Annotated in this window: 11 protein-coding genes and 1 pseudogene; 9 read left to right on the top strand and 3 right to left on the bottom strand. The window is 68.7% G+C overall.

The genetic code is table 11. From position 1 onward, the window contains the following. Window positions 1-29 precede the first annotated feature (29 nt). The 3 genes and pseudogenes from nhaA to E8A74_RS56200 form a co-directional block, all read right to left on the bottom strand. Window positions 30-1,451: a Na+/H+ antiporter NhaA gene (nhaA, locus tag E8A74_RS44075; RefSeq protein ID WP_136935162.1), complete on the bottom strand. Its 1,422-nt coding sequence runs from the start codon at window positions 1,449-1,451 to the stop codon at window positions 30-32. Window positions 1,452-1,566: 115 nt separating this feature from the next. Continuing rightward, window positions 1,567-2,328, bottom strand: coding sequence for a sensor histidine kinase (locus tag E8A74_RS44070; protein WP_232380018.1), 762 nt, complete (start codon window positions 2,326-2,328; stop codon window positions 1,567-1,569). Between the two features lie 169 nt (window positions 2,329-2,497). Beyond that, window positions 2,498-4,228: pseudogene (locus E8A74_RS56200) on the bottom strand (PAS domain S-box protein); the annotation flags it as partial. A 384-nt stretch (window positions 4,229-4,612) separates the two neighbouring features. Between E8A74_RS56200 and E8A74_RS44045 the strand changes: the two are divergent. From E8A74_RS44045 to E8A74_RS44005, 9 genes are all read left to right on the top strand, one after another. Further along, window positions 4,613-5,440, top strand: coding sequence for an aminotransferase class IV (locus tag E8A74_RS44045; RefSeq protein ID WP_136935159.1), 828 nt, complete (start codon window positions 4,613-4,615; stop codon window positions 5,438-5,440). A gap of 173 nt (window positions 5,441-5,613) precedes the next feature. Beyond that, complete coding sequence (locus E8A74_RS44040) at window positions 5,614-8,091, top strand: sensor histidine kinase (protein ID WP_136935158.1); 2,478 nt, start codon at window positions 5,614-5,616, stop codon at window positions 8,089-8,091. A 187-nt stretch (window positions 8,092-8,278) separates the two neighbouring features. Beyond that, window positions 8,279-9,028, top strand: coding sequence for an aquaporin Z (aqpZ, locus tag E8A74_RS44035; protein WP_136935157.1), 750 nt, complete (start codon window positions 8,279-8,281; stop codon window positions 9,026-9,028). Window positions 9,029-9,357: 329 nt separating this feature from the next. Further along, window positions 9,358-9,645 (top strand): hypothetical protein, encoded by a 288-nt coding sequence (locus tag E8A74_RS44030; RefSeq protein ID WP_136935156.1) that lies wholly within the window; start codon window positions 9,358-9,360, stop codon window positions 9,643-9,645. A gap of 129 nt (window positions 9,646-9,774) precedes the next feature. Continuing rightward, window positions 9,775-11,208, top strand: coding sequence for a lipase family protein (locus E8A74_RS44025; RefSeq protein ID WP_136935155.1), 1,434 nt, complete (start codon window positions 9,775-9,777; stop codon window positions 11,206-11,208). Between the two features lie 315 nt (window positions 11,209-11,523). Continuing rightward, window positions 11,524-12,417 (top strand): response regulator, encoded by an 894-nt coding sequence (locus E8A74_RS44020; protein WP_170229844.1) that lies wholly within the window; start codon window positions 11,524-11,526, stop codon window positions 12,415-12,417. A gap of 78 nt (window positions 12,418-12,495) precedes the next feature. Continuing rightward, window positions 12,496-13,281 (top strand): response regulator, encoded by a 786-nt coding sequence (locus E8A74_RS44015; RefSeq protein WP_136935153.1) that lies wholly within the window; start codon window positions 12,496-12,498, stop codon window positions 13,279-13,281. Beyond that, the gene (locus E8A74_RS44010; protein ID WP_170229843.1) at window positions 13,278-13,874 is read left to right on the top strand and encodes a chemotaxis protein CheW; all 597 of its coding nucleotides are present in this window, start codon (window positions 13,278-13,280) and stop codon (window positions 13,872-13,874) included. The genes E8A74_RS44015 and E8A74_RS44010 overlap by 4 nt, the downstream gene beginning before the upstream one ends. Continuing rightward, the coding region (locus E8A74_RS44005; RefSeq protein ID WP_136935151.1) for a CheR family methyltransferase at window positions 13,871-14,820 on the top strand (950 nt) is incomplete at its 3' end. The genes E8A74_RS44010 and E8A74_RS44005, both read left to right, overlap by 4 nt.

Raw genomic sequence — 14,820 nt, 5'->3', positions numbered from 1 at the left:
CCTCCCGCTCGACACTCCATTCCGTAAGCTCACGCCTCCGTTGAGCTCTCCGCCTCGTCGGCCGTCTGCGCGGCGCCCGCCGTCTGCACGGGCGCGAGCAGCAGCCGTCCGAGGACGAGGCCGACGATTGCCGCCGCGCCGCTCGCCGCGAGCACGCCGAGCTTCGCCGCGGCGAGCAGCGACGCATCCTCAAAAGCAAGCTGCGCGATGAACAGCGCCATCGTGAACCCCACACCCGCGACGACCCCCAGCACCACGAGGTGCCGCAAACGCATTCCCCGCGGCAACGTCGCGACGCGCAGGCGCAACACGATCGCGCTCGCGAGGAGCACACCGAGTGGTTTGCCCACGACGAGACCCACGGCGACGGCCACGAAGACACGCCACGCAGCGGGATCGAGCGAGCCACCCGTCACCGAAACGCCCGCATTCGCCAGCGCAAACACCGGCATGATACCAAAGGCCACCCAGGGGTGCAGGGATTCGATCAGGCTCTCGGCGGGCGACATGGCTTCCCGGCGCAGGGCGTCCACGTGACGCAGCGTCGCCGCGAGCTCGTGCGACGAGAGCGCCTCCGGCGGGGCCTTCGCGAGCTGCTCGATGTCTCCGCGAACGCCGGCGACGAATCCCTCCGGCCCGAGCCACGCGCGCACGGGCGTCACGAGCCCGACGAGCACACCGGCGATCGTCGGATGCACGCCGGCCGCATAGATGCCGGCCCACGCGACGAGGGCCGGCAGGACGTACGCGAGCTTCACGCGCACGCCGAACCGCTGCATCAGGAGCACCCCGCCAAACCCTGCCGCGGCGACGAGGAGCCCCGAGACCACGATTCCCGACGAATAAAACAGCGCGATGACGACGATGGCCCCGAGGTCGTCGATGACGGCAAGCGCGAGCAGGAGCACGCGCAGCGCCGCGGGGACACGCTTGCCGAGCAGGGTGAGGATACCGACGGCGAAAGCGATGTCCGTGGCCATTGGGACGCCCCACCCCGAGCGGGTCGCAGGAGCCCCGGCGAAAGCGAGGTACAGCGCCGCCGGCGCGAGCATGCCGCCCAGCGCAGCCGCGGCGGGCAGCGCCGCGCGACGCCACTCGGAAAGCTCGCCGTGGTGGATCTCGCGGCGGATCTCCATTCCGACGACGAAAAAGAAAATCACCATCAGGCCGTCATTGACGAACCCCGCGAGCGTCCGCTCGAAGGCGAACGCGCCGACACGAATCCCGATCGGCGAGTTCCAGAGGTGGAAGTAACTCTCGGCCCACCGCGAGTTTGCCCAGACGAGCGCGACGGCCGCCGCGACGAGCAGCAGAATGCCGCTCGCGGCCTCGATCCGGAGGAAACGCTCGAGCGGACGGCCCGCGAGCCGCGTGAAACGCAAGAGCGGCTCCCAGGCCTCGGGAGGCGACGAAGGCAGGGAGCTCCGCCCCGGATCGTTCTTGATCGACATGCATCATCCCTCGCCGGCGGAATCACCGGCTGGGATGGCGGCCCGACCATCCTCGATCCTGCAGCGCCCGTCTCTGCACCCTTCCTGGCGCCTCCTGCCTTTGCCCATGACGGCATCACCCCCGCGCGGCCTCGATCTCCGCCCTCGGCAACGAAAACCGGAACGTCGTCCCCGCGTCGTCGCTCTCGACCCAGATCCTCCCGCCGTGCGCCTCGACGATGCCCCGACAAACGTACAGCCCGAGACCCACCCCGAGCACGGGCCCCTTGTGCAGCCGCCGAAACCGCTGAAAGAGGCGTGGAATGTCCTCGGCCGGAATCCGCGTCCCCCGGTTGTGCACCGAGATGCGCGCGCCCTCCTCCGTGCCCTCGACCCATACGCGGATCGGCGTATCGGCCGCTCCATAGTTCACGGCATTCGAAAGGAGGTTCCCGAGCACCTGCTCGATACGCGTGGGATCCACGAGCACCCGCGGGATCTGCCCCACGATCACGATCTCGCCTCGCCCTCCGAGGGAGGCGCGCTCGACGGCGCCCCGCACGAGCAAAGGCAGATCCGTCGGCTCGAGCGCGAGCTCGAGCTGCTTCGCGTCGATGCGGGTGGTATCCAGCAGATCCCCGATCAACCGGTTGAGCCGCGCGGCGCTTTGCGAAATGTTCTCCGCGCGCCGCTTCTGCGTGGGCTCTTCGGTGCGCGCGAGCAGCGCCGCGTGGCTGGCGATCGCCGTGAGGGGCTGGCGCAGCTCGTGCGCCACGATGGAGCTCCACTCGTCGCGCATTTGCTCGAGCCACTTGAGCCGCGTGATGTCCTCGTACGTCGCAATGGCGCCGACGATGTGGCCATGCGCGTCGCGGACGGGGCCCGCGCTCTCGAGCACTGGCAACCCAGGATTGTCCGGGCGGCCCACGCGCAGCTCGCGGCTGCGCGTCTCCTCGCTCGCCGCGCAATGCGCGCGCCATGGCGTGCTTCTCCGGGGAAAGGGTTTTTCCGGACGGATCACAAAGGGCCGCGAGGTACGACGACGAGACCTCGTCGGGCCGCGGGGGTCGGCCCAGGATCTCCGCGGCCCTGCGGTTCGCCAAGAGCCGATCCCCTTTCGCCCCGACGGCCAGCACGATCCCCACCGGCGTGTGCTCGATGACGCTCCTCAACCGGCTCCGATCGGCCTCCATTTGTTCGAGGAGGAGCTCGCGCTCCTGCTCCGCTCTCTTTCGCTCGGTGACGTCGCGCGCCACAGCGATGAGCCCGATCGGGACACCGAACTCGTCCCTTATGGTCGTGCCCTTGATCTCCGCCCACACGAGCGCCCCGTCTTTTCGATGAAACCGGATGAGGAGCGACTCGGCCTCGTTATCGCTCCGAAAACGCTCGTAGGCCTCTCGATCGTCCTCGTGCGCGATCTTCATGCCGAGATCGGGATCGGCGTACCATTGCTCGACGGAATAGCCGGTCATGGCGAGCACGGAGGGGCTCACGTATTCGAATCGACGGCGCGGCTTGAAGGAGACCTGATACACGACGTCCGAGGCGTTCTCCGCGAGGAACCGGAAGCGCGCCTCGCTGAGGCGCAGCGCCGCCTCGGTGCGCTTGCGGCGCGAGACGTCGCGCAGGGTCACGAGGTGAAACCCCGGGACGAAATGCGCCCTCGCGCCGAGCTCGACGGGGATCGTGCTGCTGTCGTGGAGGTGCAGGGTGATCTCGAGGTCGAGCTCCCCTTGCACGGAGAGGCGCCGCCACGGCTCTTCGAGCAGCGCCACCGTGGTGGGCGTGACCAGGGACGTCATCCGCCGCCCGATCAGCGCCTCGCGCGTCTCGTGAAAGAGCTCGCACGCGGCCGGGTTCGCGTCGACGAAGCGCATCTGCTCGTCCAGGAGCACGATCGCCTCGCGGGCGCTGTGGAAGATCGCGTGGTACTTGCGCTCGCTCTGCCGCAGCCGATCCTCGATCCGTCGTTTTTCGGTGATGTCCTCGATCTGTGAAATGTAATGGAGCGGGATGCCGCGGGCGTCGCGCACCATCGAGGCGCTCTGCATGACGTCGACGACCTCGCCCGTCTTGCGAACGTACCGCTTGGCGAGCTGATACCGCTCGATGTCCCCACGCAGCAGCCGCGCGACTTGCTCGAGATCGACCTCGAGATCTTCGGGGTGGGTGATGTCCTGAAAGCGCAGGCGCTCGAGCTCTTCGCGACCGTAACCGACGATATCGCAGAGCGCACGGTTGACGCGGACGAAGCGGCCGTCGAGGCCCACCAGCGCCATTCCGATGGACGCGTCGTCGATCGTACGGTTGAGGCGTTCTTCCACATCGCGGAGCACCTCCTGGGCACGCGCGAGCTCGTCGATGTGTTTGAGCAATCGCTCCTGCGACCGGGCCCCGTCGAGCGCCCACGCGAACACGGAGGCGAGCGCCACGACGACGGCTTGCTCCTCGTCGCGATCGGAGAGCTCGTGCCCGATGCCACACGTGACCGCCCCGAGGATTTGCCCTGCGGCGACGAGAGGCGCCACGATCACGACCTTCACCTCGCAACACGAAACGATCGTGCGAGCATCGACGAATGTGCTGGCCTCGGGCATGGCCGCCTCGACACGAAGGGGGCTCCGCATTGCGATGACCTCGGTCACGAGGGTGGGTCCTTGCGCGGGCGCGATCTCCGATACCCCGGCAAGGGCCGCGCTCGGGATGCCGTGCTGCGCGAGCAGCCGAAGCGGTGGACCGTCGACAAAGCCGTACAGGCAGGCGATCCGCGCGTCGAGATGACGCTCGAGCTGCACGAGGAGCGTTTCGATCACGTATTCCGGCGAGCAGGCGCCGGCAGCGAGCGCCGCCACGGATTCGCCGACGGCGAGCGCGACCCGCCCCCGGGCGGTTCGCCTCCCTGTCCAGGCTTCGCGGCGCGGAGCACGAGCGACTTCGCACGGTCCGGACTGGAGACCGATGCCTCCGGCTCTCGCTTTACGGCCAGGCTCATGCAGGCGGCTCGTCCTCCGACGAATATAAGACCCACGTGGTGCACGGGCCACTCGCGCTCGTCGGCGAACTGCCGCGCACGACAGGAACGGGCACGCCTGCGCGTGCTTTGCCAAACCGACCCGCGGCCCTCCCGACGCACGGCGCCCTGGCACGCCAAGCGGCCCGCCTGCTAAGGTGGGGGCCGCATGAAGCCTCACTGCTATCACGACGGAAAGATAGTGCCGACGGAGAAGGCGACGTTGCCGGTCACGGATCTGGCGGTCTTGCGTGGTTATGGCGTGTTCGATTTCCTGAAGACGGTGAACGGCAAACCATTCTTGTGGAAGGAGCACTGGAGGCGCTTGCAACGCTCGGCGAAGCTCCTCGGCATGAAGATCCCGCTCCCGGAGAAGGCCGTGCGCGAGGCGATCGATCGGCTGCTCGCGAAGAACGAAGGGGAGGACTGCAACATCCGGCTTCTGCTCACGGGCGGCGTCGCCAGGAATGGGCTCCTCGTCGACGAGCCGCGTTTGTATGTTCTCTCGGAGCCCATCCAAATGCTCCCCAGGAAGGTCTTCGAGAAGGGAGCGAAGGTCATCCGGTGCGCACACGAGCGAATCGTGCCGGAGGCCAAAACGACGGACTATCTCGCCGCGGTGCGCCTGCAGAAAGAGCGAATCCGCGCCGGGGCGGTGGAAATCCTCTACGTGGTGCATGGCAGGGTCCTGGAGTGCTCCACGAGCAACTTCTTCCTCGTGAAGGACGGGCGCCTGATCACCGCGCGTGACGCGGTGCTCCTCGGGACGACGCGAAATCTCGTCCTCGATCTCGCGAAAAAAGCCGGAATCGTGTTCGAGGAACGAGACGTCGCGGAAACGGAGCTCGCCTCGGCCGAGGAAGCGTTTCTCACGGCGACCAACAAAAACATCGTGCCGGTGGTCCAGGTCGACGACCTCGCAATCGGCAACGGAAAGCCGGGCGTGGTGACGCGCCGGCTGATGACCCTGTCTGCTGACTACATGGCTCGTTATTGAAGCTCCGCTCGGTTCGAGCGAGCCGACGCTGCCACGAGGGCGTCAGGTTCGTGGGAGCGCCTGATCCGACGAAGCCCCCGGCGCACGAGCGCGAGCAGGCTCCTACTTTCGACGAACTTTGTAAGCGTGACACGAAGCCTTGATCATGTTTTACTGGCGCGGCGTGGGACAAGATGGCGGGCGCCGACACAAGCATCGTTGCCAGCAGCGAAGATACGTTTTCCACGCTCGCGGCGCGCCTCCTGAGCAGCTCCGTCGAGCCTCGGGACGCGCACCGCATCGCCGTCGACTTCGTGGCCTCGGCGCTCGACACACACGTGACGCTCTTTTACGGCGTCAGCGAAGACGGGCGTACGCTCGCCGTTTCCGCGCATCACGGCGCACCTGAGGCGCTGCTCGCCCGTCTCGCCTCGCTCCCGCTCGAATCCGCCAGCCTGATTGCCCGGGTGGCGCGCACGCGCAAAGCCGCGGAGGTCGACGCCGCAGCAAAAAACGCCCCCTCCGACGCGCGCGTGGCCGCGGAGCTCGGATGCGGCCAGAGAGCCCTCGCGGCGCCCCTCGTGGCCGGGGAGCGTCTGCTCGGGCTCCTCCTTTGCTTCGCGGCGCCTGCCAAAAACGGTGAGGACCGGACACTCCCCATGCTTTCGGCCCTCGCCAGTTTGATCGGGGCCGCGCTCGGCTCCGCGCGTCCGGCGGAGGAGAATGCGCTGCGACGGAGCCGGGAGCGCCTCGCCCGCGCCCAGCGGATCGCCCATCTCGGGAGCTGGGAATGGGAGATCGACACAAACGAGGTCTTCTGGTCGGACGAGTGCTCCCGCCTCTTCGGCCTGCCCCCCTCAGCCGAAAAAAAGACCTGCGAGGACTTCCTTTCGTTCGTGCATCCCGACGATCGCGTGGAGGTCGAGGAAGTCATACGAGGCGCCCTCGACGGGGCCGCCTCCTCGTATTCGATCGATCACCGTATCCTCGCCGCCGACGACCGGGAGCGGATCCTGCACGTGGACTGCGACGTGAGCCGCGACGACGCGGGGCGCGCGATCCGCATGTGGGGGACGGTCGAGGACGTGACGGAGCAGCGCCGCGCGGAGAAGGCGCTCCAGAAGAGCGAGGCGCTCTTCCGGAAGGTCCTCGAGACGTTGCCGGTCGGGGTATGGGTCTCCGACGAGCACGGCCACCTGGTCCTGATCAACCCCGCCGGACACCGCATCTGGGGCGGGGCGAGGTTCGTCGGACCCGAACAATTCGACGAATACAAGGGATGGTGGGCCGACACGGGCAAGGAGGTCAAGTCGGACGAATGGGCCCTCTCTCGCGCCGTGAAGAAAGGCGAGACCGCGCTGAACGAGCTCGTCGAGATCCAGACCTTCGACGGCATCCGCAAGTTCGTGCTGAACTCGGCGGCGCCGGTGCGAGATCCGAACGGCCGGCTCCTCGGGGCTTTCGCCATCAATGACGACGTGACCGAGCAGCACCGGCTCGAAGCGGAGCGTGAACGGCTCGTTCACGCGTTGTCCACGGAGCGGCGGTGGCTCCGGACCGTGATCGATCGCTCGCCCATTGGAATCGTGCTCTGCAAGCTGGACAAAGGGCCGGAGTTTCTCATGAACCACAAGGCGGAGGAGCTCATGGGGCAGGCCATGCCGACGGACGTGCTCGGCCTCTTGCGGCAGCGGCTCCACCTGCCGGACGGCTCGCCGGTCCCCGATGAGGATATCTCGCTGGATCGTGCCCTTCGCGGCGAGATCGTCACAGGACGGGAGCTCATCATCCGGACGCCCCACGAGCCCGACGTGCCCGTCTTGAACAATGTGTCCCCCATTCGCGACGAGGGCGGCGAGATCGTCGGCGCCGTGGTGACGTACGAGGACATCACGCCGCTGAAGGAGCTCGAACGATTGCGCCAGGAATGGACCAGCGTGGTGGCCCATGACCTGCGCCAGCCGGTCGCGACCATCATGACGCTCGCCGGGGTCCTCGCGCGCTCCGGGGCCGACGCCACGGCGCGCAGCCGCGGCGAGCGGATCGTCGGAAGTGCAGCGCGGCTCAGCCGCATGATCGGCGACCTGCTCGATGTGTCGAGAATCGAGGCACACAGGCTGGAGCTCTTGCGCGCGAAGGCCGACCTCCCTGCGCTGCTCGGGCGCGTCCTCGAGGCGAGCGGCAGCCGCGAGCGCGTCACGCTCTCGATCCACGGCGAGATCCCGGCCCTCTTCGTGGACGCGCAACGGATCGAGCAGGTCGCGGAGAACCTCCTCTCCAATGCGATCAAATACGGCTCCCCCGGGACCCCCATCGAGCTCGTCGCGGAGCGGCGCGGCGACGAGGTGGTGGTGGCGGTGCGGAACCAGGGGCCGGGCATCGCCGCCGAGGACATCCGCACCCTGTTCGAACGATTTCAGCGAGGGCGCGCGAAAGGCAGCATGATCAAGGGGCTCGGGCTCGGGCTCTACATCGTGCGGGGCCTCGTGGAAGCGCACGGCGGGCGGATCGAGGCCCACAGCGTCCCCGGCGAGACCACCACGTTTTCGTTTTCCTTGCCCATCGAGGCCTGCGTGGAGGGGATACGCGAGGACACGTCGAAAGAATCGGCGAATGCCACCAGAGATGAGCAGGTCGCGCCCTCGAAGGCCGGAAAGACAACCGGGCGGTAGACGAAACCGCAGGAGCGACGTTCCGGATTCGCTGGCGCGACCGAAACGGCGGCGCTCGTCTGCGAGCCTTGGCGAGGTGCGCTCGCTTGGCTGTTTTGATCCGGATCTCCCGCGTCGAACGTGAACAGGTGGGCGCCTGGACGTACGCGCGCCCTACCCCACGTTCGGGGAAAGGGGGGGAGTTCTGATGTCCATTGGAAAAAAGATCATCGCAGAGGCTGTCGGGACGTGCTGGCTCGTGCTCGGCGGCGTCGGCAGCGCCGTCATCGCGGGCGACAAGATCGGAAACCTCGGCGTCGCGTTCGCGTTCGGCCTCACCGTACTCACCATGGCCTACGCATTCGGCCACATCTCGGGCGCGCACCTCAACCCGGCCGTCACGGTGGGGCTCGCGGCAGCCGGGCGGTTCCCGCGCGCGGAGGTGCTGCCGTACATCGTGGCCCAGCTCGTCGGCGGCGTCGTCGGCGCGGGCCTCCTGCTGCTCATCGCGCGAGGCATGCCCGGCGGCTACGACCCCGTCGCGAGCGGCCTCGGCGCGAACGGCTACGGCGCGCACTCGCCGGCCGGTTATGCCGCGTCGTCCGCGTTTTTCGCCGAGGTCGTGCTGACGTTCTTTTTCGTCGTCGTGATCCTCGGCGCCACGTCGAAGCGCGCGATGAATACGTTCGGCGGAATCGCGATTGGCCTCTGCCTGACGCTGATTCACCTCGTCGACCTCCCGATCACCAATGCCTCCGTCAACCCTGCGCGCTCCACGGGGCCAGCGCTGTTCGTGGGCGGCTGGGCGCTCGCGCAGCTCTGGATGTTCTGGATCGCGCCGCTGCTCGGCGCCGCGCTCGCGGGGCTCACGGCGCGCGCGCTCGAGCCGGATCAGGTGCTCCGCAAGGCGCGCCCGGGCCCGCCAGGGCCGGCCGAGCAGGTGCCCACGCGGGCGTGACAGGGACGATCGAAATCGTCCTTCCGGGTCACCCATCGCCGATCTGAAAGCCGCCGCCCCCCTCGTTGGGGAACCGGGCGCGCGCTACCCACCACGGCTCCGGAAACGCGATCGCGATGGCGACGATTTCGTCAACGGAACCCTGTTCCAACCCTGGAGTCCCCTCCGTTATGCCCACGAGCGACGTTTCTTGACATCGCGAGATCGTTTGCTTAGCTGACTTTCCGAACATGCGCCCCTCGAATTCTTTCCAGTCGTGCCTCTCGGGAATCGCCGCAGCCATGCTGGCGGTCCCGGGTTCCGCGTTTGCGTGCTCGGGTCCGGGTGCGATGGAAGCGATTCTTCGCGCCGAGCGGCTCGGCTGGATCCTGTGGCTCGTGACGCTGCTCGTGGCCGGTGGCGCGGCCTTCACACCTCGGCTGCGCTCGGCGGGCTGGCGAACACAGGGGCCCTTGTTCCTCGTGGTGGCGCTTCATCCGGGCTCGTGGATGAGCGCGCGCGCCGGGGACTGCGGACGCACGCTGGTGGCAGGCTCGATTCTCGTCGCGGCGCTGGCGCCCCTGGTGGCCGGCTTCCTGTACTGGCGCTCCGGACGCGCGGCGAACGCGGCTCGTTGATCCGAGGCCGGCGCGCGCGTTTTCGGCGCGAATCCTTTTGACATCCGCGCTTCGTCGGTCGTGCTCTGCGTTGCGCGGCGCGCGCAGGCCATTGTCGTCCCGCGGCGCAACGCGTAAGGTGCGCGGCCCATGAGGTACCTTTTGGATCGCCGCGTTCGCGGCATTCTCCTTGGCAGCACCCTCGCCCTCGCCGCATGTGGCGGGGAGGACAGTCCCCCGCCGCCCAGCGGCCCGGGGAAGCCGGAGATCCCGGCCCCCGAGGTCGCGGGGACACCCGAGACCAACGCCCTCGCCGATGCCCCGGCCCGCTGCGGGCAGCCCGATCACGCCTGGCAGAGGGATCTCTCGCTCGGCGAGATCACCTCGCACAGGGCGACGGCCACGTACCCCAAAGGCCTGCTCGACGCGCTCGCGGCCGAGGCGCTCGGCAACCTGCCCGTCTCGCTGCAATACGACGTCGTGACCCATGTCTTCACGTACGTGACGCAGGATCGCGGCAAGGCAGTGGAGGCGACGGCGCTGCTCGCGTGGCCGACGAGCGTGCCCGAGGACGCCGAGGCGCTGCCGACGCTCATGGTCCTGCACGGCACCAGCGGCTTCACCGACGGCTGCGGCCCGAGCGCAGAAACGGATACCGCGGCGCTCGCGGCCGCGCTCGCGTCGATTGGGTATGTCGTCGTGGCGCCCGATTACATCGGCCTCAAGAACGAGCCGCCGCCCACGGGCTTCTTGCACCCGTACCTGGTCGGCCAGGCGACAGCCATCGCCTCGCTCGACGCGGCCCGCGCGGTCCTGCGTTTGCCCGAGGAGATCCGCGAGGGCGGCGCGCGGCCCTCGACGCGCCTCGCCGTGGTGGGTGGATCCCAGGGCGGGCACGCGGCGCTTTGGGTCGATCGTCTCGCGCCTTATTATGCGCGCGAACTCGAGATCGTCGGCATTGCGACCACCGTCCCGCCCGCGGACATGCTCGGCGAGGGCACGCTCGCGCTCACCACGAAGCGCGAATCGACGGACAACATGGTCGCCTTTTATGGCGCGAGCGCGGGCTGGTACGGCGCGGCGGACAAACTCGCGGAGGTGCTGCTCCCGCCCCTCGACGCGGAGGTCCCGGCCGCCCTCGGCGCGGGGTGTGATCCGGGCGATCTCCTTTCGGGCAAGGACATGCTGACGTCCATTTTCCAGCCCGAGGCGCTCGACGCCGCCGCGTCCGGGAAGCTGGATGCGTTCGCGCCGTGGGGATGCATGGCCGCCGAGAATGGGTTGACCACCACGAGCGTATCGCGCATCCAGAAGGACGCGGCGAGTTATGGCATCCTGTTCGTCACGGGCGAGGCGGACACGCTGGTCGATACGCCGACCGAGCGCGTCGCGTTCGGGGCGCTGTGCGACGCGGGGATGCCCATGCGTTACCTCGAGTGCGCCGGCGCCTCGCACACGAGGGCCACGACCTGGGCGCTGCCGGAGATCCTCACCTTCCTCGGGGATCGCGTCGCGGGCAAACCATTCGAGAAGGCCTGCGCCACGAGCGCCCCGGTGACCTGCGCGGGAACCCCGACACCTTAATCGTGGATTCCGCGTCCCAGAAGGACGCGAACTCCATGGAGGGTGGACAACACACGTACGCCAGCGCGATGCGGGGCCCCAATCACCGTGGTCTCTACGTTGACCATGCGTCGCGCGATGCGGGGCGAGATCGTCATCGTATTGACGTCACTCGCGGCCTCGACCGGTGGGTCGAGCCGGTGGACGGGTCTGGGCATTTTCGTGGACAGACCACGGTGATGGCGATTGACGCCGGGTTGTTGATTGTGTTAATCCGAACGATGGGGAGAGATTTTGAATCATCGCAACACAGCCCTCAGGGTTCCGCGGCGGGGGGTGATCGCTGCACCTCGGAAAAAAGTCCTCATCATCGACGATGACGACGACTTCGGCCGGCGTGCGGCATGGACGCTCGACGGCGCGGGCTTGGTCGCGCGTTTTCACCACGGGCCCCAGGGGAGCTTGCAGGCGATACGGGAGACGGGCTGCGAGGTCGTGTTGCTCGACGTCAATATGCCGCAGCTCGACGGCCCGCGTCTGATGCGGATGATCCGCGAGACCTTCACCGCGCCGCGTGTACGCGTGATCCTGTGCAGCAACATGCACAAGGGTGTCTTGCAGAAGCTCGCGGATCGCCTCGGGGCCGACGGCGCCATCCAGAAGCCCGAGGACACGCAGGAGCTCGTCGGCGCGCTCGAAGCCGCGATGCTCATCGAGCCGTCGAGCCGGGTGCGTATGTCTGCGACAGCGTTCCTCTCGGACCCTCTCGGCGAAGCATCCACCCGGCAAAGCGGCGGCGAAGGTCCCCCTTCCACGCGGAGGGCGCAGGCCCCGGAAACCGGCAGCTTCGACATCACCATCGAGCCGCCGGACCTCGTGTTGCTCAAGGCGCGGAGCTGTGGCGGGAATGGCAGCGACAAGGCCGGACTCTCGCGGCTGGAGGAGTGGGCGGGCCCGCGTCCCTATTACCTCATCCTTTTTGATATGTCCGAGACCGTCGCCCTCGATGCAGCGGCGCGGGATCACATGAGCGCTTGGGCCAGGCGCGTGCCGCCCCACGCGATGGCCGCGTTTGGTGCGGACTTCCATATTCAGGTGGTCCTCGAAATGGTCCAGCGTGCGGTGTCGAAGCTCACCGGGAAGCCCCTGCACCGACATTTCTCCCGGGACGAAGCCGCGGCGAGGGCGTGGCTCGACAAGGTGCGGTCGGGTCTCCTCCCAGGGAGCTGAGATCCTGGCGCCGTCGCTCGGCCGCCCGGCCCGCGGCGCGTCGACACGATCCGCGCAGAGAAAGACAGAGCATACGAAATGGCCTCCGAGCACCCGCTCCTCATGAGCGATTTCCTTGCGGAATCCGAGCTGCTCCTCGCCTCGATGGTGCGCTCGCGGGACTCGCTGCGGGCCTGCCCGTCGGATCGAGCCGCCGTGCGTGAGCTCTCCCGCGACGCGCACACGCTGCGAGGCATTCTCTTGATGGTCGATCTGCCGGCGCTCCGGGACCTCGCGTATCGGCTCGAAGGGGCCGTGGGGGAGCTGCGACGGGACACGAGCCGGAGCCCCGAGGACGCGCTGCGGCTCGTCGACGAGACAGTTCGGGCGCTCTCGGACGTGCTGCGGGGCGCGGCCACGCAGAGCAGGAGCCACGCCCCGGCGCGCGCCGAACGTCGGGGGCGCGAGGCCGTCTCCCTCGCGGCGCGACCGCTGCTGCAGACCGTCCTCGTCGTGGACGATAGCCGCACCGTGCTCCGCGTCGTGCAACGCGCGCTCGAAGAAGCGGGGTTCCGCGTGCTCACGGCAAACACGTCGACGGCTGCCGTCGAAGCGCTCGCCGGGGAGCCGCCCGCGCTGATCCTGCTCGACCTGTCCATCGCGGAGCAGGATGCCGGCGCCCTGCTCCGACGGCTCTCGCAGAATGGCGTCTTCCACCGGACGCCCGTCGTTCTTTTTTCCAACCAACCGGATACCTTGCTCCGCGCGACGGCCAAGCGCCTCGGCGCTGCGGGTCATCTGCGCAAGACGGGCGACGCGCGCGCGATCGTCGCGGCGGTCTCCGCGCAGCTCGCAAAGCCGGCACGCGCATCGGGGGGACCGTGAGCACGCGGCACGACATCGGGCGGGAAATCGCCGAACTCAAGCGACGCCTCTACGAGCTCGAGTGCACCACGTCGGCGCACGAAGCCGACGAACCGCTGCCCCTCGCGGGCGAGATCCAGGCGGTCGTTTGTCGGGTCGAGCAGACGCGGGTCGCCTTGCCCCTCGACGTCGTCGAACGCGCGGTCCCCGCGGCCGCGATGGCCCCCTTGCCCGAAGCGCCTCCGTGGGTGCACGGGCTCTTGAACCTCCGAGGTCGGGCGCTCCCGGTGCTCGACGTGGCGGCCCGGATCGAACGCCGAGGGCGAACGCTCGATCTCGACGATCAAATCGTCATCTGCCGGCACGCCGAGCAGCGGCTCGGCCTCGTCGTGCAGGAGGTGCTCGGCGTGAGCGAGTTCGCGCTGGGAGAACGGACGAACGGGCCGGGGGCGAGTTTGCCCATCGCGCCCTACGTGCGGGCGACGCTCCGCGACGCCAAAGGGCTCGTGCTCCTCTTCAGCCTGAGCCGCCTCATCGCCACCTCGGACATCCCGCCCCTCGACGAACCTCCCGAGGCAGAGCGCGCGGGGCACGAGGAGACGCCGGGGCGATGAGCGGCGAGGGTGGGCTCGACGCGTTGCTCGACGCGATCGCGCGCGCGAGTGGGCTCTCGCCCCGCGACGACTGGGCGGACCAGGCCTCGCGCGGGCTCGAGCACATCGCGGTTCGTCGCGGCACCACGGTCGAGGCGCTGAAGCGGGAACCGGCGACGTGGCCCTCGCTCCTGCCCGAGCTCCTCGACCACCTCACGGTCCGGGAGACGTTTTTTTTTCGGCACAACGGCCATTTCGATTTTCTGGTCGACGCGCTCCATGCGCGGCTCTCCGCCGATCCGCTCGCGGGCGCGTGTGTGCTCTCGGCGGGCTGCGCGACCGGCGAGGAGCCGTATTCCATCGCCATCGCCGTCCACGCGCGGCTCGGCGCGAACGCCCTCGCGCGCGTCCGCATCCTCGGGTCGGACATCAGCCCCGAGGCGATCCGCAGGGCGCGCGCCGCCGTCTACGGCGCGTGGGCCTTTCGCGAGGCGCCGGCCTGGCTCTCGGCCAGCTACTTCCGGCGCGGCGAAGGAACGAGCGCCGAGGTGGCGGACCTCGTCCGGCGGGCGGTGAACTTCGACGTGGGGCACGTGGTGCACCACGCGGCGACGTTGCCCGCGGCCTCGGTGGACGCCGTGTTTTTCCGGAACGTCGCCATCTACCTCAGCCCGAGCGTGATCGTCGACGCATATCGCGAGTTTCATCGTGTGCTCCGGCCCGGCGGATTGCTCATCGTGGCGCCCGCCGATCCTCGACCGAACACGGCGTTTTTCGCCGATGTGGGCCACGACAGCACGAGCATCTATCGCGCACGCGCTCCGGGCTTCGAGCCCGACCAGCCCGTGCCGTCGAGCCGCCGCGGCCGCGGGCCTCGCTCCTCGCGCGCTGGGCACGCCGCGGTAGGTCGGCCGACGCGCGCGTCGGTCCGCGCAGCCCCGGCGCGCGCTGCGGCCCCGGCGCGGCC

Source organism: Polyangium fumosum, from assembly GCF_005144585.1.
GTDB classification, from domain to species: domain Bacteria; phylum Myxococcota_A; class Polyangia; order Polyangiales; family Polyangiaceae; genus Polyangium; species Polyangium fumosum.
Note: the sequence above shows the minus strand (reverse complement) of the source record. Positions and strands in the feature narration are given on the sequence as shown.